At 40.9% G+C, this 20,654-nt stretch carries 16 protein-coding genes; 9 read left to right on the top strand and 7 right to left on the bottom strand.

Going from position 1 to position 20,654, the window contains the following annotated elements:
• Positions 1-195 precede the first annotated feature (195 nt).
• A complete protein-coding gene (gene gppA, locus L3V41_RS19310; RefSeq protein WP_062569500.1) occupies positions 196-1,689 on the bottom strand; it encodes a guanosine-5'-triphosphate,3'-diphosphate diphosphatase in 1,494 nt (497 codons plus the stop codon).
• Between the two features lie 44 nt (positions 1,690-1,733).
• Positions 1,734-3,011 (bottom strand): ATP-dependent RNA helicase RhlB, encoded by a 1,278-nt coding sequence (rhlB, locus tag L3V41_RS19305; RefSeq protein WP_062569499.1) that lies wholly within the window; start codon positions 3,009-3,011, stop codon positions 1,734-1,736.
• Positions 3,012-3,101: 90 nt separating this feature from the next.
• On the opposite strand from rhlB, the gene trxA reads away from it, so the two are divergent.
• From trxA to L3V41_RS19980, 3 genes are all read left to right on the top strand, one after another.
• Entirely contained in the window at positions 3,102-3,428 is a 327-nt protein-coding gene (trxA, locus tag L3V41_RS19300; RefSeq protein WP_054554679.1) for a thioredoxin TrxA, read from the top strand.
• A 180-nt stretch (positions 3,429-3,608) separates the two neighbouring features.
• Positions 3,609-4,868, top strand: coding sequence for a transcription termination factor Rho (rho, locus tag L3V41_RS19295; RefSeq protein WP_062569498.1), 1,260 nt, complete (start codon positions 3,609-3,611; stop codon positions 4,866-4,868).
• Positions 4,869-5,054: 186 nt separating this feature from the next.
• Entirely contained in the window at positions 5,055-6,311 is a 1,257-nt protein-coding gene (locus L3V41_RS19980) for a methyl-accepting chemotaxis protein (protein WP_276574710.1), read from the top strand.
• Here the strand turns inward: L3V41_RS19980 and L3V41_RS19285 are convergent.
• The gene (locus tag L3V41_RS19285; protein WP_237128313.1) at positions 6,284-9,121 is read right to left on the bottom strand and encodes a tetratricopeptide repeat protein; all 2,838 of its coding nucleotides are present in this window, start codon (positions 9,119-9,121) and stop codon (positions 6,284-6,286) included. The two genes, L3V41_RS19980 and L3V41_RS19285, sit on opposite strands and share 28 nt — an antisense overlap.
• A 154-nt stretch (positions 9,122-9,275) precedes the next feature.
• On the opposite strand from L3V41_RS19285, the gene L3V41_RS19280 reads away from it, so the two are divergent.
• On the top strand, positions 9,276-9,860 hold the full coding sequence (locus L3V41_RS19280) for a DNA-J related domain-containing protein (protein WP_237115229.1): 585 nt from the start codon (positions 9,276-9,278) through the stop codon (positions 9,858-9,860).
• A gap of 4 nt (positions 9,861-9,864) precedes the next feature.
• Here the strand turns inward: L3V41_RS19280 and dbpA are convergent, their stop codons facing one another.
• Positions 9,865-11,253, bottom strand: coding sequence for an ATP-dependent RNA helicase DbpA (gene dbpA, locus L3V41_RS19275; protein ID WP_237114684.1), 1,389 nt, complete (start codon positions 11,251-11,253; stop codon positions 9,865-9,867).
• 193 nt (positions 11,254-11,446) lie between these two features.
• On the opposite strand from dbpA, the gene L3V41_RS19270 reads away from it, so the two are divergent.
• Entirely contained in the window at positions 11,447-12,397 is a 951-nt protein-coding gene (locus L3V41_RS19270) for a tetratricopeptide repeat protein (RefSeq protein ID WP_062569493.1), read from the top strand.
• A gap of 182 nt (positions 12,398-12,579) precedes the next feature.
• Here L3V41_RS19270 and L3V41_RS19265 read toward each other — a convergent pair whose 3' ends face one another.
• Positions 12,580-13,485, bottom strand: a complete 906-nt coding sequence (locus L3V41_RS19265) for a DUF808 domain-containing protein (protein WP_062569492.1) — start codon at positions 13,483-13,485, stop codon at positions 12,580-12,582.
• A gap of 115 nt (positions 13,486-13,600) precedes the next feature.
• On the opposite strand from L3V41_RS19265, the gene L3V41_RS19260 reads away from it, so the two are divergent.
• The 4 genes from L3V41_RS19260 to L3V41_RS19245 all read left to right on the top strand — a co-directional run bounded on the left by L3V41_RS19260 (position 13,601) and on the right by L3V41_RS19245 (position 16,826).
• The gene (locus L3V41_RS19260; RefSeq protein WP_062569491.1) at positions 13,601-13,891 is read left to right on the top strand and encodes an MliC family protein; all 291 of its coding nucleotides are present in this window, start codon (positions 13,601-13,603) and stop codon (positions 13,889-13,891) included.
• Between the two features lie 81 nt (positions 13,892-13,972).
• Positions 13,973-15,439: a 4-hydroxy-3-polyprenylbenzoate decarboxylase gene (gene ubiD / locus L3V41_RS19255; RefSeq protein ID WP_062569490.1), complete on the top strand. Its 1,467-nt coding sequence runs from the start codon at positions 13,973-13,975 to the stop codon at positions 15,437-15,439.
• Between the two features lie 86 nt (positions 15,440-15,525).
• On the top strand, positions 15,526-16,239 hold the full coding sequence (gene fre, locus L3V41_RS19250) for an NAD(P)H-flavin reductase (protein WP_237128312.1): 714 nt from the start codon (positions 15,526-15,528) through the stop codon (positions 16,237-16,239).
• Positions 16,240-16,409: 170 nt separating this feature from the next.
• The gene (locus L3V41_RS19245) at positions 16,410-16,826 is read left to right on the top strand and encodes a CBS domain-containing protein (RefSeq protein WP_062569488.1); all 417 of its coding nucleotides are present in this window, start codon (positions 16,410-16,412) and stop codon (positions 16,824-16,826) included.
• An 11-nt stretch (positions 16,827-16,837) separates the two neighbouring features.
• Here L3V41_RS19245 and add read toward each other — a convergent pair whose 3' ends face one another.
• Complete coding sequence (add, locus tag L3V41_RS19240) at positions 16,838-17,839, bottom strand: adenosine deaminase (protein WP_062569487.1); 1,002 nt, start codon at positions 17,837-17,839, stop codon at positions 16,838-16,840.
• Positions 17,840-17,950: 111 nt separating this feature from the next.
• A complete protein-coding gene (locus L3V41_RS19235) occupies positions 17,951-20,641 on the bottom strand; it encodes a CHASE domain-containing protein (RefSeq protein ID WP_062569486.1) in 2,691 nt (896 codons plus the stop codon).
• Positions 20,642-20,654: the final 13 nt, after the last annotated feature.

The following is a 20,654-nucleotide window of genomic DNA, read 5'->3' as shown; positions in this document are numbered from 1 at the left end:
TTACTTGACACCCTGAGCTGCTCTTGCCTCGCTAAGCGTTGCTGTCTGCCGTCTCAGTGGGGTCGCATTATAGGGAGATCCGAATTGAGATCAACTGTTTTTTGAAGTTTTTATGAAAAAAATGACTGTTCGTGCAAAATACCAGCGAAACGCGTAAAAATAGCACTAAAAAAGGCCCTAATGGGCCTTTTATCGTTATTTTACTATAAGCTTCCAACCTACTTTTGCTTGCAGCTTGGATTCTAGTTGCAGCTCACTGGCCATTAATGGATGATATTTTAACCAATCGCCATCAAATGTCAGCGTCAGGATGTTTTCGTTTACACTTAAGTCAAGCAGCGGTAGTACGTCATCTTGTCGACGCATAGATAAGATCACTGCGACCCTCACTATTCTAGCCAAACATTCTGCTAGTTGTTTATGACAGCCTAAATGATCAAAACTGTGTTTGATCAGATCTGAGCGATGTTCATTCGCAACGGCAGTAATCAGTTTATGCTCAGATTGTGAGAACCCAGGCATATCTGTGTTCTCTAATATATAAGCGGTATGTTTGTGATACTGTTTATACTCGATTAGCAAACCAATCTCATGCAATTTTGCCACTGTCTTTAATAACGCGATTGCATTGCTATCAATTGATTGCCATTGCCCTTTTACACTTTTTGCCAATTGCTCTGCAAGTTGTGCGACACGGCAAGCCTGCTTTTGATCTACATGGTAACGATTCATTAAGCCATCCACTGTACGCTTACGAATGTCATGGTTATGTAGCTCAGGCACCATGCTATATAAAACACCTTCACGTAATGCGCCACGAGCAAGACCCATTTGCTTTATATTTAACGACTCGAATAAAGCAATTAAAATGGCTAGTCCAGAAACGAATACTAGACGCCTTTCTTCTATTAAGCCTGGAAGCTCAAGATCAGCAATTGTGTCATATTGGATTGCTTGCTCTTTGATAGCTAAAAGCTTATCAAGCGTTAAGAGCTCATCTTGATTTTGTGCAACCATGATTTCTTGAATTGCTTGCACTGTACCAGATGCACCGCTGGCGATTTGCCAACCAGATTTTTTATACTCTGCAACAATACCTTTAACCACATCATGCGCTGCTTTTATAGCTGCATTGAAATTCTTTTCATTGAGCTTTTGATCTTTGAAGTAACGCTCAAGAAAAGTCACGCACCCCATATTCAGACTTTTATAGTGTAATGCCTCAAAATCTTTACCAATGACGACTTCAGTGCTTGCCCCACCAATATCGATAACAAGCTGTTTACCATTGCAAGCTGATGTATGTGCCACACCTTTGTAAATCGTCTTTGCTTCTAGCTCACCGCTGATGACGTTGATTTTATGACCAAGGATCTGCTCAGCTTTTTGCTTGAATACATCGGCATTGGTAGCAAGACGTAAGGTTGCGGTTGCAACGATGGTGATATTATCTTTTGGTATGTCTTGTAAACGCTCAGCGAACAAGGCTAGGCACTCCCAACCTCGTTGCATGGCTTCTTTGCTAAGCACATTGTTTTCATCAAGCCCAGCAGCCAGCCTCACCTTACGTTTGACTCGACCGATCGTTTGCAGACCGCCAGCGATTGATTTTGCGATTAACATATGAAAACTGTTAGAGCCTAAATCAATAACTGCATACACATTTTTTTGCGGTTGAAGTTGCCCCACCGTTCAAAAACCTCTAGTTACTACTAAGTCTTAAAAACGGCCGTTTATGACGACCGTGATTTTTGGTAACTATTGTTTGGGCGACGTCCGTTGTTATTACGATTACGTGGGCCTGTAGAATAGTTCCGCTTTTTCTGAATAGTAGGCTTAGTTAAATCATCAAGCAATGCACTTTTATCATAATGCGATAATGGAATGCTGTGCTCTATGTACTGTTCAATCTCATGAAGGTTATATGCGTATTGCTCACAAGCAAAACTAATCGCATGGCCTGATGCACCAGCACGGCCGGTACGCCCTATGCGATGTACATAATCTTCACAATCATCTGGTAAATCAAAATTAAATACATGACTTACTTCTGGAATATGTAAACCACGAGCAGCAACGTCTGTTGCCACTAAAAAGTCTAAATCGCCTTTGGTAAATTGAGCCAAAATTGATTGACGTTTTTTCTGGTTCACGTCACCGGTTAGTAATCCAACACGATGGCCATCCGCTTTCATCCATGCATAAACATTTTCACAACTGTGTTTGGTATTTGCAAACACAATTGCTTTATCTGGCCATTCTTCTTCAATTAACGTTAACAGTAACTTAATTTTGTCATCTTGTGATGGATGAAATAGCTCTTCTTGAATACGTTTGCCAGTTTTTACGTCTGGCTCAACTTGTACGTGCTCTGGGTTTGTCATATGCTCAAATGCCAACTCTTGCACGCGATAAGACAAGGTTGCTGAAAACAATAAATTCAAGCGTTCAGATGCTTCTGGCATACGCCTAAACATATAACGAATGTCTTTAATAAATCCTAAATCAAACATCCGATCGGCTTCATCAAGCACCACGACCTCAATTTCGTTCAAGGTGTAACAACCCTGTTTGTAAAGATCGATAAGGCGTCCAGTGGTGCCAATTAAAATATCAACGCCTTTTTCTAATTGTGCACGTTGTTTTTCGTAATCTTCGCCACCATATACTAAACCTAAGTTAAGATTACAGTGTGGCGCTAAAATTTTTGCATCTTTGTGTATCTGAATCGCCAGCTCCCGAGTTGGGGCCATGATCAGGGCTCTTGGATGTTTACTAGATGCTTTGCTAGATTGTAGTAACCGATGGCACGTGGCAGTTAAAAACGCCAACGTTTTGCCCGTACCCGTTTGTGCTTGGCCAGCAATATCGCGGCCCTCACAGATAAAAGGTAGGCATTTAGCTTGAATGGGAGTGCAATATTCAAACCCATTTTCGGTTAAACCGGCAACCACTTCCGGTGCGATAGCAAAGTCTGAAAACTTTTTATCGGTCAAATGTGTCTTAGTCATAGCGTTTAAGCATAACGTTTAAACTTGCAATAAGAAACAAGAGTGTTTAAATACGCATTAAATATTTCGCCTAACTTATCGGAGATCGCAATGAGCGAGAAAATTATTCAATTAACTGACGATAGCTTTGAAGCTGACGTACTTCAATCAGACAAACCTGTACTTGTTGATTTTTGGGCTGAATGGTGCGGACCTTGTAAAATGATCGCCCCAATTCTTGACGAAGTAGCGGGTGAATTTGACGGACGTGTGACAGTAGGTAAACTTAATATCGACCAAAACGCAGGTACACCACCTAAATTTGGTATTCGTGGTATCCCTACGTTACTTCTTTTCAAAGATGGTCAAGTCGCAGCGACTAAAGTAGGTGCACTTTCTAAGACTCAATTAGTTGAGTTTTTAGAGAACAACATCTAATTTTGACTGTAAAAAAGGGCTTTTTGCCCTTTTTTTAACTTTATTTTGTTTAAAGACTGGACGCCTAGCTAGTGACCTGCTAGTTTATAAAGCCAACTAATCCTTAGTTATACCAACAAACCTCACTCATGTATCAAACGATGATTTGAGTATGATAATTGTAATAAAGAACCCACCAATATGCATTTACGCGAATTAAAAGACAAGTCGATCAAAGAGCTTGTAAACCTAGCTGAGTCCATGGGGCTCGAAAACGTAGCCCGTTTAAGAAAACAAGACATTATTTTTGCCATTCTAAAAGCACACGCTAAAAGCGGTGAAAACATTTTTGGCGGCGGTGTACTAGAAATCTTACAAGATGGTTTTGGTTTCTTAAGATCATCAGAAGCATCTTATTTAGCAGGCCCAGATGATATTTATGTATCTCCGAGTCAAATCCGCCGATTCAGCATGCGTACTGGTGACTCAATTTCAGGCTTAATTCGTCCGCCAAAAGATGGTGAACGTTACTTCGCACTCCTGAAAGTCAATGAAGTTAACTTCGACAAACCTGAAAACTCACGCACTAAAATCCTTTTTGAAAACCTTACTCCACTTCACGCAAACGAACGTTTACGTATGGAACGTGGTAATGGTAGTACTGAAGACATTACAGCGCGTGTACTTGATTTGGCCTCACCAATTGGTAAAGGCCAACGCGCACTTATCGTTGCACCGCCAAAAGCTGGTAAAACGATGCTTCTACAAAATATTGCACAATCAATCAGTTATAACCAACCTGACTGTGAGCTAATGGTGCTTCTAATCGACGAGCGTCCAGAAGAAGTAACTGAGATGCAACGCCTTGTTAAAGGTGAAGTGATTGCATCAACCTTTGATGAACCAGCAAGCCGACACGTTCAAGTTGCAGAGATGGTTATCGAGAAAGCAAAACGCCTTGTAGAGCACAAAAAAGACGTGGTTATCTTACTTGATTCAATCACTCGTCTTGCACGTGCTTACAATACAGTGATTCCTTCGTCTGGTAAGGTATTAACCGGTGGTGTTGACGCTAATGCATTACACAAACCAAAACGTTTCTTTGGTGCAGCTCGTAACGTAGAAGAAGGTGGTAGTTTAACAATTATCGCAACTGCGCTTATCGATACCGGTTCGAAGATGGACGAAGTTATCTACGAAGAGTTTAAAGGTACAGGTAACATGGAGCTACACTTAAATCGTAAGATTGCTGAAAAGCGTGTATTCCCTGCGATTGACTTTAACCGCTCAGGTACACGTCGCGAAGAGTTACTAACTAAACCTGATGAACTACAGAAAATGTGGATTTTACGTAAAATTGTCCATGAGATGTCTGAAATAGATGCGATGGAGTTCTTAATTGATAAGCTCTCAATGAGTAAAACCAATGATGAGTTTTTCGACTCAATGAAGCGTAAATAAACGCGGATAGACTTCAAAAAATGCCTGTTTAAAACACAGGCATTTTTTATAACTCACTCTCTGTGCTTTACCTATAATACCAATACACTTAAAAAAGCTATTTTTAGGTCGTATCGATTGGTATAAGTTGGAATATACATTAAAGCTGTTCTATACCTAATAAGATTAAGGGCAAAGGACACTTCAATGATTCGCTTTAAAGTAGCTATAACCCTGTTTGTAATAAGCCTACTTAGTTGTATTGCTAGTTTTTATTTTTTTAATTTTAGCCCTCTTGCCTGCATCACGCTCAGCGCAGCTATTATTTTGCCGTGGCTTGTCATGCTAAGCTTTCTATATATAAATGACAAAAAGCAACGCGACCACTTAATTCATTTTGTCTCAAATATCACCTCTGAAAATGGAATCAACTTTTCCTTCAGATTTGATGAAGGTAATAAACATCTCCCCAAAGCATGTCATGCATTAAATGCCAACCTCACAATTGTGGAACATATGCTAAGTGAGATTTATGCATCATCAGCACGATTATTACCAATGGCTGATGCCTTACGAGACACTTATGCCTCTATGACTCAAAAAGCGACTATTCAAAATGCTCATGGTGTTGACCTAGCAAACACGATTGAAAAAACCATTGATGTATCAAGGGAATTAGATACCAGCTTAGAAAAAATTTACCATGCGGTATCCGATGCAACAAACTCAGTTAAGCAGACACGTGTAGATGCAGATAAAAGCCAAGCAAGCCTAATAAAATTAGCAGAAAATATTAATCAAACGAGTGGGCAAATTATTCTGCTAAAAAAAGACAGTGATGCTATAGGCTCTGTGATAGATGTAATCAATGGAATTGCCGAACAAACGAACTTGCTGGCGTTAAACGCAGCGATTGAAGCAGCACGGGCTGGTGAGCAAGGACGAGGCTTTGCTGTTGTTGCAGATGAAGTACGTAACTTGGCAGCCCGCACAAGCCAATCAACGCAAGAAGTACAAGAGATGGTGTCCAAAATTCAACATGGTACTGAACGTGCGGTTCAGCTAATGCAAACGGCATTAAAAGAAACCGAGCAAACAGTTGAGCTATCAGAAGAGTCCACCAAAGAAACCAATAAGATTGAACAAGCGATGCTTGCCATCAATGCGTTATCAGAAAATATCCATGAGCAAGTTGCCATACAAAGTCAGATGTCTGATGAAGCTCAAGCGAGTATTGAGTCAATGGTAGAACTTAATTCAGATGCGCTATCCAGTTCACAGATTCAGGCTGTTTCAAGTCAAGATTTAGTAAAACTAGCACATACATTAGATGAGAAGTTGTCTATCTTTAAAATCACTCACCCGTCAACAGATTTAATACAGCGAGTTGACCGCTCCCGATTTGAAAGCTCCCATAGTAAAGCTATCGAACAAATTCAGGAGGGTGACATTGAGCTATTTTGAGTCTCTGATGCACTGTGCAGCTGATCAAGTAATTGAGCGACTAAACTTTGCAGCTCTATAAGTTGATTATGCTTAAGTGCCAATTCAAGTGCCATCGCGCTGTTGGCAACTTCATCGAGGGCAAACATTTTTGCAGCCCCTCCAATTCGGTGTGCATCTTGTTGTAGATTAAATAAATCTTGCTCTGAGAAATGCAACTGAACTTGTGAAGCTTCATAGTCAAAACTACCAATAAAGCTTGCAACCAAATCGCTCATATCCTGTTGCTCGTCCTTTATATTAATGGCATTTTTACAGTGTTTCGCAAGCTGAGTGTAAAACACTTTTTTGTCTATCGGCTTGGCTAAATAGCCTGTAAAGCCTGCTTTTAAATAGGCTTCAACTTCATGGCTAATAGCATTCGCTGTTAACGCATAAACAGGTTGAGTAAAACCACAATCACGTAACAATTTAAGCGCACTTAACCCATCGAGCACCGGCATTTGAATATCAAGTAAAACAACGTCAGGAAAAGCTTGCAGACACTGTTCAACGGCTTGCTCACCGTTTTCTACAGCAATGACTTCTAATCCCATCGACTCTAAATAACGGTGAATTAATCTACGATTATCAACATGATCTTCCGCTAGGAGTACCTTACCGCTAAGTCCCGAAGATGCTTGCAGATTGCTTACATCATGCTCTATTTTATCCATAGCTGGAATATGCTCTTTGCAGGGTAAGTAAAATGAAAACTCGCTGCCTTTGTTTACTTCACTCTCAACACTTATATAACCACCCATCATCATCGCTAGCTGCTGCGATAAGCTCAGTCCTAATCCCGTTCCGCCAAAACGTCGGCTTATACTATTATCAGCCTGACTAAAACATTCGAAGATCAACTTAAGCTGCTCTTCATTCATACCAATGCCAGTATCTGTTACTCGAAACCATACCCCATGCTGGGATAAGGAAGCATATAACCTCACCTCTCCCTGATGAGTAAACTTGATAGCATTAGCACATAGATTGATCAAAATTTGTTTGATCCGAGTAAAGTCTAAATAACTATAAAATTGCTCACCTAACTCATTATGAAATGTGAACTGCAAGTTTTTATCTATGGCTTGCCCACTTAGCATGGCATGAACATCCGTTGATAATTTAACGAGATCACCTTCTTTTAAGTTTAATTCCAGTTTATTAGCTTCGATTTTACTAATATCAAGTACGTCATTAATAAGCTCTTTTAAGTGCTCACTTTGCTTGTGAATGACACGCAATTCGTCATTGAGAGATTCGGGTTTATAAAGGCCATTCATCAAGTTATCGGTCTGACCTAAAATGGCTGTCAGCGGGGTACGTATTTCATGACTTATATTCGCTAAAAACTGGCTTTTTATTTCATTAGCTTTGCGTAGTTGATCCGCTGTTTTTTCTAACTCTTTAGTGCGCTTAGCAACCATCAGAGACAGCTGCTCTTTTGCTCTTTTTTCTATGCTACGTCGATAAACAGTGACCCCTGTCACCACCAACATTATAAATAGAATAAATAACATAATAGCCAACTGTCGTTGCTTAGACATTTCTAGCTCTTGCACACTTTGCTGTTGTTTTAAATCAAGGATCTCTTGGTTTAGTTGGCTTGCTTGTATTTGACTTTGTAGTTCACCCAAGGATTTCAACAATTTTTCATTTTTAGCGGTATTCGTGTCGCGCACAAATTGGTCAAACAAGGCCACCGACGCTTTATAATCCCCTTGCCCTGCTTTAATTAATGCACGCATGCCCAAACCGTCAAGAACGCGTAATTCATCCTTAAATTCTTCTGCCATTTTTGTGGAGGCATTAAGGGTTTGCTCTGCCTTTGCTAACTTCCCTTGCAGTAACTCTATTTTCGCAAGCGAAAATAGGCCCGCTAACTCCAAGGACTTATTATCTATCTGCTGGGCAAACTCTACCGCTTTCTCGGCATGACTAATAGCAAGTTCAAGATCGCCTGTGCGCAAGTAAACATTGGCGATATTGCCATGTCGCGATGATAAGTAATAGGCATTATTTGTTGATTGGTAATAGCGTAAAGCTCGCTGATAATAATGTAGTGACAACTGATATTGCCCTAACTCAGAATAAGCGACCCCCATATTGCCATAAGACTGTGCCACTCCATCTTTATCACCTAGCTCTTGATAGATCTCAAGCGTCTCTCGATACATATCAAGTGCTGTACTATAACTCGATAAACGAATATAAATGCCTGCGATATTATGCAAAATATCAGCTTTATCTTGAGCAGTGCCGTATTGCTCAAACAATGTTTTAGCTTGTTTATAGTAATCCAGTGCTTGATGCATATTGAACATATTAAAATAAGCAAGGCCAATATTACTGAGCAAATTTGCTTTAGAAATAGGATCTTTCATATTTTCCGCGACTTTCAAAGCACGTAGGTACGTCGCGACGGCTTGTTGCATTAGACCTTGGTAATAATAGGTGACACCTTGCATTTTCATTGCTAAAAAATACCCCTCAGGATCCGATTCCAAAGTCGTACTTTTCTCAGCCAACTGGTAATGCTCAACGGCAGCAGTAAAATTGCCCTGCTCGAGTGCCAAATCGCCTAGTTGCATATGAATTTCATGCTGTTTTTGTGAACTTAACACAGAAGAAGCCAGCAGTTTTTTTCCTAACTGCAACTTTTCATCCCATTGCTGAGATTGATTAAAACGCTCCAATAATGAAGGGTGGGCATGCGCAATATCGGTAAATAAAAATAAGCCCCAGCAAAAAAACATCAAGTTAATTAAGCCGCTGCGCAATTTTATAAGCATATTGTATATATCCCTAAAAGCTTAGTAGCATAGGCCACTAAAATTAAACCTTGATTAAATGCGCCAACGATTAAAAACACGAGCATGGTTTTAATAACGTTGCTGTGATAGCGTGTATAAAATAAAGATTACACTAAACATCGGCTTACGAACAATGGTTAACCCACTGATTGACGAGATTTTTTGCTTACTTATAAGACAGCCGATTTGGAAAGTTCACACATTAGCAAGCGCCTTATCAGAAACGAATCACATCAAAGCACTCGATGATGACCCGCAAAAAGACTTGTTTAAGCGCAATTTTCTAGTCATGAATGCACTTTATCAGTTGCAATTACAGCTGGTCCCTGACTACCATCTCCGTATCGCTTCGCTGCATATAGAGCTTGTAAATACACCCTCACATACTGCATTACTACAAGCTGAACCTTTAAGAGACTACTACCTAGATTGGCACAATTACGACACATCTAACGATGAAATTGCAGCACTTCTCGATAATTTCTGGCAACATTTTGGTCAGCAAACTTCTGTAAATACCACAAAAAAACTCACTCCCTTACAACACCAAGAAATACGGGAGCGGTGGAATTTAAATACTGAATATTCGTTAAAGGATGTACAAAAACGTTGGCGGCAACTTGCATTAAAACACCACCCAGATAAGCAGGGCTCTGCGGTGATGTTTAAACAAATACAAGGTGAATATGAGCAACTTAAATTATATTGCTCATTATGATCAGTTAACGAGTGAGGCGACGCGCACGGATTTTACGCTTTTTGATATTGCCTTCTGTTAATTTTCGTAAAGCAGGTTTTGCAGCAACACGCTCAACAGCAATAAAAGCGACATTATCCAGCACATTAATTTTACCAACTTGATGGCCTGCAACCCCTTCTTTACCAGTTAACGCCCCTAAGATATCACCCGCACGAATTTTTTGCTTTTTACCCGCATCAATCATGATGGTTGCCATCGTTGGCTTATAAGCTGGCTTTTCGAGTAAACTAAACGGCGGTAGTGGTTCAGGGTCAAAGTCACGCTCATAGTGGTCACCGATTTGCGCTACCTTGAATTGTTCTGCTTCCCCATATATTGAGCAAGCAATGCCTTTTTTACCTGCTCGCCCAGTACGGCCAACTCGGTGAACATGAGTTTGTGGGTCATGAGCAAGGTGGTAGTTCACCACCATGTCCATATCATTAATATCCAGTCCGCGAGCAGCCACGTCTGTCGCCACTAAAATCGAAGCACTCTTATTCGCAAAGCGAATTAATGTGCGCTCTCTCTCTCGCTGCTCAAGGTCACCATGAAGTGCAACTGCACTGAAGCCCTCAGCAAAAAGGTCATCACAAATCTGTTGCGTTTCTACCTTGGTGTTACAAAAAATCACACAGCTTTCAGGTTGAAACTTCAGTAGCAGTAGCTTTAGTGTATTAAAACGCTGCTTATTGTTATCCAACTTATAAAAGTATTGCTTAATCGTGCTTTTTTCTTGCTCGTCTTCAACCTTGATCATTTCAGGGTTGCTAAGTACTCGCTCAGCAATAGCTGCAATCGACTTTGGATAGGTCGCACTGAATAACAGCGTCTGGCGCTGGGCTGGAATACAGTCAACAATCGCGTCTAACGTATCCTGAAATCCCATATCAAGCATTTGATCGGCTTCATCCAGTACCAATGTCTCGACATCATCTAAACTGAGTGTCCCTTTGCGAATGTGATCATCGACACGGCCAGGTGTGCCCACCACGATGTGAGCACCATGTTCAAGTGAACCTATTTGCGGACCAATAGACACGCCCCCACATAGCGTTAATACCTTTATATTATGAATGCTACGCGCTAGCTTACGTACTTCTTGGGCCACCTGTTCGGCTAATTCACGAGTAGGACATAAGATTAATGATTGAATACGAAAACGTTTTACATTTAGCTTAGCTAATACTCCTAAACTAAATGCAGCTGTTTTACCTGAACCTGTTTTCGCTTGCGCAATGATATCTTTCCCTTGCAAAATCACAGGCAAGCTTTGTGCTTGCACTGGGGTCATTTGTGAATAACCTAAGGTCGATAAATTTTCGACTAACTCTTGCGGTAACGCCAATGATGTAAAAGCAGTTGCTGTCACAGTAAAATTCCACACTTGATAATTGAGGGACATCCTCGAAGATGTAGGTGATCATAGCAGACATTCGCTCTTTTCTCTAAAGCAAAAATAAGTACGACTCTCACCACACCTTCAGTTCATATTTCGTTACAGTTTGCTACTTTATAACTCCCTGTATATGTTCTAACTTAAGGGTATTACCAAGGAAGAAGCTATGTTACTTTTTAATACCGCTGTTGCTGATGTTTTCTATAAACAGGCTACAACTTGCCCTCACTGTCAGAGTAAACATTTTTCACTGATTAATAACAGTAAGCTGCTTCGTTTTACTATTTTACCTGTCGCTCCTTTATCTATTAGTTATCAGCGCCAATGTGATGATTGTGGTCATATAACTGATGTGCCTTGGTACTCTCTGCCCGTTTTAGAGCTCATTTCATTTATAAAGTATTTCATAGGCCTTTTAGTTATTAGCTACCTTTTAACGACGTTTATATTAAGTAGTCAACGTCAGAGCGAAAATGAAATACACTACCTAGAGAAACCAAAACAATTTGATACTTACTTTGTTCTTTCAGAACAATTTACGGGTCAACCCAAACGCGTTAATAACTTAAAAGTCGCCCAGTTAATTGAATTTAATGATAATACAATGACCTTTCGTGTAGGTAACTACACTTATAAATACAATAAAGATATCGAAATTGCGATGCGAACCAGCATGCTGGTGCAAGATAATTACTTTGCCAGTAACACAATTACCTTAACAAAACAGCAAGTTCATGACTTTTACCGCGATAACATCATCTATAAGATTTTACGTCCAGAACTTTATAGCCTATTTGGTGGCTTTGTAATGCATCCACCTAAACCTAAACCTCTCTATACAGGTGTAAAGCTTGATAAAAATAACCAGCAAGGGATCACTTACTTTAAGGATGGTCTTTACAAGGAAGCTATTGAGAGCTTTACCCTGTCTGCAGAAGCGGGATATTCATGGGGGCAGCTCAATCTAGCTCAGATGTACCGAGATGGACAAGGCATCCCTCAAGACACGGCTAAAGCAGTTTACTGGTTAAACAAAGCAGCACAACAGAGCAACCCTAAGGCAAAAATTGAACTCGCAGAATTGTGCCTATCTTTCGACTGCACTCATTTAGAATAATCTTTAAAGGTTCACGTAAAATAGTGTTTACAACACTATTGATACAATATAACATAACTATATCATTGCTTGAGTTTAATTAGGTAATTGCTAATTAAACTTGAGTCAGACCCTGCACACTAGCACGCTAACGTTCCCGTGCTACACTCTTGCCGGCGGGGTTATCTCGCCGGCCTTTTCAATTAACTTGTTAATCTACGCCAGCCCTGTAGACACACCACAATTATGAGTCCTGCAAGTATGCCGAGCATGCCATCAAATAGAATGGGCGCAACAAACTCTCCAGCAGCGCCTGCATGTTGCAATGCAAAACGAGTAACGGCTTGCTGAGTATGATGTAGCAACGCAATACCATGCACTAAAATACCACCGCCGACTAAAAACATGGCAATGGTCCCCGCAATAGCTAAGAAGCGCATTAATTTTGGCGCCAATGCAAGTAAAAATTTACCAAGTGATTCCTTTAACTTACTACCACTATTTTCTGCTGTTTGAAGCAAATAAAGTCCCGCATCATCCAGCTTAACGATACCTGCTACTAAGCCATACACGCCAATCGTCATGATCACCGCGATAACGCTCAGCACTAATGCTTGATTAAAAAGTGTCGCACCAGCAACAGTACCTAGCGTAATGACGATTATTTCGGCAGAAAGAATAAAGTCGGTACGGATAGCTCCTTTGACCTTCTGCTTTTCGTATTCTCGCAAATCTTGATGTGCCGAGGATGGCTGCTCGGAACTCTCCTTATGGCCGAAGAACTTTTCGACAATTTTTTCAGCCCCTTCAAAACATAAAAATAAACCACCAATCATTAGCAAAGGGGTAATAAGCCAAGGAAGCCATGTACTGATTATTAACGCGGCTGGAACCAGTATCGCTTTATTAACAAAGGAGCCTTTAGCAACAGCCCAAACAACGGGTAATTCACGGTCAGCTGTCACACCAGTGACTTGCTGCGCATTGAGTGCAAGATCGTCGCCAAGCACACCCGCCGTTTTCTTAGTCGCGACTTTACTCATAGTCGCAATATCATCTAAAAGTGTCGTGATATCGTCAAGTAATGTGAGTAAGTTAGTGCCTGCCATAGTCATTCCTTGCCAATTAATTACACTCACAACATAACTTATCTAGTCATTTTCACCAACGGTTAATTTTTCTTTGTTAGGCTTATACTTCATTCAGTAAACAGGGGGTGTCGCAATGATAAAACCACTTCTCTCAGGACTCATTCTCGTTAGCTTATGCGCGTGTGCAAAGCAAAGTGATCCAAATAATTATACATGTGGCGAAGACTCCACAGTGAGCATTGCTGACATTAGCGAAGATGAAGCTGAGCTGTTGTTCAAAGAACAGAGCTTTGTATTAAACCGACAAGTAAGTGCATCAGGTGTTAAATACAGCAATGACACTGTTCTTTTTTGGTCAAAGGGTGCTGAAGCGATGTTCATTTTAAAGGGAAAAAAATATCATTGTGCACTGAACCAATCTTAGCAAAATCTGGTTGCTGAAATTCGCTTAATCACAGGTTTTAAGTATAATGGCGACAGTTTATCCAGCGTTTAAGTAGCCACAATGAAATACAAAGATCTTCGCGAGTTTATCGAGTTATTGGAACAAAAAGGTGAATTAAAACGGATCAAGCAAGAAATCGATCCCTACCTTGAAATGACTGAGATTGCCGACCGTACATTGCGTGCCGAAGGCCCTGCGTTGTTATTCGAAAACCCTAAAGGTCACTCTACCCCTGTATTAGCAAATTTATTTGGTACACCAAAGCGTGTTGCAATGGGCATGGGACAGGATGATGTTAGTGAATTACGTGAAGTAGGCAAACTGCTCGCTTTTTTGAAAGAACCTGAACCACCTAAAGGTATCAAAGAAGCACTTGGACAAATCCCAGTATTTAAGCAAGTGCTAAACATGCCAGCAAAGGAAGTAAAAAAAGCCCCTTGCCAACAAGTGATAGTGGAAGGTGACGATGTTGATTTAACACAGCTTCCAATTCAGCACTGCTGGCCTGGCGATGCAGCACCTTTAATCACATGGGGACTCACTGTCACCAAAGGGCCTTATAAAAAGCGCCAAAACTTAGGTATTTACCGCCAGCAACTACTTGGCAAAAATAAAATTATTATGCGCTGGTTATCTCATCGTGGTGGAGCCCTCGATTTTAGAGAGTGGTGTAAAGAGCATCCTGGTGAACCTTACCCTGTATCAATAGCGCTTGGGGCTGATCCCGCCACCATATTAGGTGCTGTTACACCAGTGCCTGACACCTTGAGTGAATATGCCTTTGCCGGTCTGTTACGTGGAAGTAAGACAGAGGTCGTTAAATCTATCTCAAATGATTTACAAGTACCCGCAACAGCTGAATTTATTCTTGAAGGCTATATTATGCCGGATGAAACGGCACCTGAAGGCCCCTATGGCGATCACACGGGTTACTATAATGAAGTCGATGAATTTCCAGTGATGACGGTGACTCATATCACACACCGTGAAAACCCAATTTACCATAGTACCTACACAGGTCGTCCACCTGATGAACCTGCCGTTTTAGGTGTCGCATTGAACGAAGTCTTCGTGCCGATCCTACAGAAGCAATTCCCTGAAATTGTTGATTTTTACCTACCACCCGAAGGCTGCTCTTATCGTATGGCCGTGGTAACTATGAAGAAGCAATACCCAGGCCACGCTAAGCGAGTCATGATGGGGGTGTGGTCTTTCTTACGTCAGTTTATGTATACCAAATTCGTCATTGTTTGCGATGATGATGTCAATGCACGTGATTGGAATGATGTCATCTGGGCAATTACCACACGTATGGATCCTGCGCGTGATACTACAATGATCGAAAATACACCTATCGATTATCTGGATTTTGCATCGCCAGTATCTGGCCTTGGCTCAAAAATGGGGATGGATGCCACCAATAAATGGCCTGGAGAAACAGACCGTGAGTGGGGTGAACCCATTGTAATGAGTCCTGAAATTAAACAACGTGTTGATGAAATATGGGACAGCTTAGATATTCTCTAGCCTGTGTCTATGATAAACTGTTCAAAAATTAACGGTTGTATAAACCTACAACCGCGACATGCGTTTCTGCTTATTAAAGGTAAACTATGCAAACATTACTCGCTGACGTTGTTGCGATCAGCCCGCTTACAGACCATGTACATAAAGTCATTTTGAAACCACAGCAGCCTGTGTCATTCGAGGCAGGCCAATATATGCAACTTGTATTAGGCGAAAAAGATAAGCGTGCCTTTTCAATTGCTAGCCGTCCTTCTCACACAGAGCAAATTGAACTGCATATTGGTGCATCTGGTGCAGACTCATATGCTATGCAAGCACTTGAGCATTTACGCCAAGCACATACTAAGCAGCAGCAAGTAAACGTAGAAGTTGGCTTAGGTGTATCGCAACTTCGTGCGGAAGGTGAGCGTCCAATCATTTTACTTGCTGGCGGAACAGGCTTCTCATACGCAAAGTCAATGGCTGATCACCTCGCAGAAATTGGTTGTGAACGCACCGTATTGTTTTACTGGGGTGTTCGCGAACAAGCAGCATTGTATGCTCATGATGAAATGCAAGCATGGGCTAACAGTAATCCACACTTTCAATACATCCCTGTCGTCGAAAATCCATCAGCAAGCTGGACAGGTAAAACAGGCTATGTTCACAAAGCTGTTATGGCAGATATCGTGTCTCTCGAACCCTATGATATTTATATGGCAGGTCGTTTTGACATGATTGGTATTGTACGTGATGACTTTATTAATCATGGCGCAATCCGTGAGAATATGTATGCCGACGCATTCGCATTCATCAAGTAAATAAAGACTCAAAAACTCTCACAGGCATTCAATATAGAATGCCTTTTTTATTAATGCCTTCAACGATCTATTTTGTCCAATTAATAATCATCAAATCCATACAAACGATTTCACAAACAGCGTTTCATTGACCATACTTTGTTTAGAATAACGAATGGGGAGAAACCCACATGCTAAACACCAAAGTACAAGATTTCATGCAACGTAAGTTACCGCATATTACACCAGAAACAGAAATGACTACGGCCATCAGTGAATTACAAAAATTTAAACTTTTGGGTGCGCCTGTTTTTGATGACAAGCAATGTTTGGTCGGCTTTATTTCAGAGCAAGAATTGCTGCAACCTTTAATGCAAAATAGCTATTTCTGCGATGGTGTTGTAAAAGTTAAACAGCTCATGCGCACCGATGTGGTGACTGTCAGTAGTGATCAAAATATTATTGAGCTTGCTGATAACATGAAAACAGGAAAACCAAAAAACTATCCGGTTGTCGAGGGAACGAAAGTGGTCGGTATGATCAGTCGCGGAGATGTGCTCAAAGCATTGTATGAAAATTACCTTTCATGCCAAGAGCACCAAGTATAAATAGCTCGGGATTATCGATTTGCAGCCAGTTGCTGTAATACAGCTTTATCAGTATCGCTTAGGTAGGCTATTTCAAGCGCATTTGCTTGTGCTTTTTCCATATCAGCTTGATTTAAACCAGCAGCAGGAGCAGCAATTTGATATTCGTGCGCAATTTCAATACCTTCTACAGCGGGATCATCGGTATTAATTGACGCTAGAATACCATGATCCAAAAAGGTTTTTAATGGATGGGTAGCAAGTTCGGCTACCGTGCTTGTTTGAATATTACTGGTTAAGCAAGACTCAATACCAATACGGTTGTCACGTAAGTAATCCATAAGCGCAGCATCCTCAATCGCTTTTACACCATGACCAATACGGGTTGCACCCAACTCGTTAATTGCTTGCCAGATACTTTCGCTGCCCCGTGCTTCACCGGCGTGAATAGTCGCCGCCAAGTAAGCATTATGCACTTGCTTAAAATGATCAATAAATAGCTCACCAGGGAAGCCCATCTCGTCTCCGGCTAGGTCAACAGCGACTAAGTCATTTTTAAATGCTAACAGAGCATCAAGCTCTTGCTGACAAATTTTAGTACCATAGGTACGCGACATAATACCAATCAGATTCACTTTAATTGGAGCACCTTGGCAGGCACTTTTAATACCATCGACCACGGCCTCAACAACACCTTCTGGGTGTAACCCTTGGCTCTGAGCCATATAGTAAGGACTAAAACGCAGCTCTACATAATCAAGTTTTTGAGCGATTGCATCTTCAACATTCTCAATAGCAATACGGCGACACGCATCGTAATCCCCGAGTACTTTGACACCCCAATCTAGCTTTTGCAAAAATGCCACTAGATTTGGCTCAGGGTCTATTACCTGTACATGAGGAATAAGCGCTTTAATATTATCAGCAGGTAATTCAAGGTTAAACTGACGACCAAGGTCTAAGATCGTTTGTGGGCGAACATTCCCGTCAAGGTGACGGTGAATATCAAGCAAAGGGAGTTTGTTATTGATCATAATTAGCACTCAGGTTCAGTAAATTTGCGCGGATCATACGTACCCACGACGATATTTCAAGTTTAGATGATTTTATTTACTTTTTTGAGGTCAAATGTCTGCCTCTTTCTATTAGCGCTGTGTTTGTATAAGTCGCCAAATAGTTTTAAAAAGCTTTTCTGCATCAATCGGTTTCGTTAAATAACCGTTCATACCACATGCAATGCCTTTTTTATAATCATCATCATGGGCATTAGCAGACAAACCAATAATGGGAAGCTCTGTCATCATCAGCTCTTGGCGAATCACTTTGGTCGCTTGCAAGCCATCCATGTTGGGCATTTGAATATCCATAAGCACAACATCATATTTATGTTCGCTGATCATCTTGATCGCTTCATATCCATCCTTCGCGACATCAGGCTTACAGCCTTTGGTTTCTAAAATAGCGCACGCCACATGTTGATTTAATGGATTATCTTCAACCAATAAAATAGCGAGTTCAGCAAATGAAACAGCGCTGATATCAATATCACTTAAATCTTCATTTTCATGTGTGATAGCTTCTAAAGGTGATACTAGGGGCAGGCTGAACGTAAATTGTGCCCCTTGTCCCTCTGAACTAGACAAGGTTATATCCCCGCCCATCAAGTCGATAAGCTTTTTACATATACTTAATCCAAGCCCTGTACCACCAAAGCGGCGTGAGGTCGAACTATCGGCTTGTGAAAATGGCTGAAACAGTGTTTCTTGCACCTCTTTTTTAATCCCTATGCCGGTGTCGATAACACTAAAATATGTCGTATCGTTTTGCTGCCAAATTTTTAGGGTAATGGTTCCTTGGGGGGTAAATTTAACTGCGTTATTCAGCAGGTTTAGTAATATTTGTTTCAGTCGAATGGCATCGGTATGAATCACCAGCGGCTGTGTATTATCGTAATCGACAATAAACTGCAATGCACGAGAGTTCAGTTCAAATTGCAGTAAATTACTCATTTCACTGACCAAGTTACAGACATTAATTGGTTCTTGATGCAAGTCTAAGCGACCTGCTTCAATTTTTGAAAAGTCGAGCACATCGTTTAACACTCGCAATAACACATTGAGCGCACTATCAGCTTGCTCAATATAATCACGCGCTTGTTGCCAGTCCTGCTCTTGCAATGCCAAATAATGAAGCCCTTTAATACCGTTGATAGGCGTGCGAATTTCATGGCTCATATTGGCTAAAAATTCACTTTTGATTTGACTCGCTTTATCCGCTTTTAATTTTTCATTACGTAGGCTTTGGGTTTGTTTCGCAACCTGTTGGCGTATTTGTATATTTGTGCCCGTTACTGAAATTAAAAAAATAATTAATAACCAAACAAATAACATGCCTACTATCTGTGCAAACCAATACATAAGCCAAGATGACTGTGCCACTGACTCCGATAACTTTATTTGCCACACCCGTTCGCTAATATGAAAATCAAAATGTGCAATTTGCTTCATCCCAATGCGCCCTGAGTTTGAAATTTCAATAGGGTTTTGAGCATCGCTTACATCATAAAAGCTGGCTTCTATATCGGTCGTTTGATTGTAATTCAGCGTTTGCGCTAAAGTATCTAAATTAATGACTGCCACGACATAACCTTTAAAGCCAACCTGACGATGTAAATCAGCATAAACGGGGTTAAAGAATAAAACCCCACGCTCATTACCGTCACCTTGCATTAAACTAATGGGTTCACTAACAGATATATTTTTAGTTAAACGGGAGTTTGTTAGCGCTTCTCTTCGCACTTCACTAGAGGCTAAATCAAACCCTTGAGCTGACTCATTTCCTTGTAGTGGGTGAATATATTGAACAGGGAAATAAATAGCTCGCTGAGAGACGCCTTGCCACTCGCCCGCCGCATTTTTTTCTTTCACATAAAATGATGCCCCTAACTCTTCGCGTAGTGACCTTTGGTAATCAGGTAATTGTGAATGCATCACTTTAGGAGCCCACTCAAAAGCTGCAATTTCGTTACTGTCTTGTAATTGTCGAGAAGTAAAGCGCTTGAACTCTTGAAAGTCGACATCATCACTGCTGGCAAAAAATGTAGCAAGTAAAGCTAGGTGTGATTGTATTTCACTTACTTTGTGCTCTAGGTTGGCTTTAATAGCACTGACTTTCGCTTGTTGTCGCTGATCATCTTTGTCCTTTTTCACACTTGCTGCACCATAAAAGCTAATACAAATGATCAAATAGATAAGCAGTGAAGGAACAATAATCTGCGCCCGCTGTTGCATAAGGTTATAACTAAATGCCGCCAATACAAGTGGTGTGAAAATCAATACACCAATGCTGTCACCTATCCACCAAGCAATAAAATTATTCAGTGCCATATAACTAGGAATAACCTGATTTATTATTAACAGTGCGGTCCCTGTCAATGGCGCAATTAAACAACAAATAGGGCCACCGATAACGAGCCCTTGTACACTGTTTTTAAGGGATGACAACTCAAGCGGTATTTTTACAATATGGGTGATAATGTAGTATGCAGCCCAAGCTTGAAAGGTAGATGCAGCTGTTACGCTAACAGCTTGGAGCATAATCTGCCAATGAAGAATATCGGAAACACGGTCTAGGTGAATCAAATTAACTAAAAAAGCACCAAGAATAATCCCTGCTAAGGCTCGGTTGCGTTGTAGTAGAATACTTGCAAGGGCAATCCCTGCGGGTGGCCACGCTGCAACCGCATAACCATCAATAGCGAGTAACGAATTACTTAAATACCCTGTAAGAAAGTAAGCAAGCGCAATACTTATTGTCAGCGTAAACAAGTTCTTCAAGCCATTTAACTCC

The sequence above is a fragment of the Pseudoalteromonas sp. L21 genome (assembly GCF_021728035.1).
GTDB classification, from domain to species: domain Bacteria; phylum Pseudomonadota; class Gammaproteobacteria; order Enterobacterales; family Alteromonadaceae; genus Pseudoalteromonas; species Pseudoalteromonas arabiensis.
Note: the sequence above shows the minus strand (reverse complement) of the source record. Positions and strands in the feature narration are given on the sequence as shown.

Coding starts and splice junctions, on each gene's coding strand:
- L3V41_RS19265 (WP_062569492.1), bottom strand. CDS start 13,485: ATGGCAGGCACTAACTTACTCACATTACTTGACGATATCACGACACTT.
- ubiD (WP_062569490.1), top strand. CDS start 13,973: ATGAAATACAAAGATCTTCGCGAGTTTATCGAGTTATTGGAACAAAAA.
- L3V41_RS19980 (WP_276574710.1), top strand. CDS start 5,055: ATGATTCGCTTTAAAGTAGCTATAACCCTGTTTGTAATAAGCCTACTT.
- L3V41_RS19270 (WP_062569493.1), top strand. CDS start 11,447: ATGTTACTTTTTAATACCGCTGTTGCTGATGTTTTCTATAAACAGGCT.
- add (WP_062569487.1), bottom strand. CDS start 17,839: ATGATCAATAACAAACTCCCTTTGCTTGATATTCACCGTCACCTTGAC.
- rho (WP_062569498.1), top strand. CDS start 3,609: ATGCATTTACGCGAATTAAAAGACAAGTCGATCAAAGAGCTTGTAAAC.
- L3V41_RS19260 (WP_062569491.1), top strand. CDS start 13,601: ATGATAAAACCACTTCTCTCAGGACTCATTCTCGTTAGCTTATGCGCG.
- L3V41_RS19280 (WP_237115229.1), top strand. CDS start 9,276: ATGGTTAACCCACTGATTGACGAGATTTTTTGCTTACTTATAAGACAG.
- L3V41_RS19285 (WP_237128313.1), bottom strand. CDS start 9,121: ATGCTTATAAAATTGCGCAGCGGCTTAATTAACTTGATGTTTTTTTGC.
- trxA (WP_054554679.1), top strand. CDS start 3,102: ATGAGCGAGAAAATTATTCAATTAACTGACGATAGCTTTGAAGCTGAC.
- L3V41_RS19245 (WP_062569488.1), top strand. CDS start 16,410: ATGCTAAACACCAAAGTACAAGATTTCATGCAACGTAAGTTACCGCAT.
- rhlB (WP_062569499.1), bottom strand. CDS start 3,011: ATGACTAAGACACATTTGACCGATAAAAAGTTTTCAGACTTTGCTATC.
- fre (WP_237128312.1), top strand. CDS start 15,526: ATGCAAACATTACTCGCTGACGTTGTTGCGATCAGCCCGCTTACAGAC.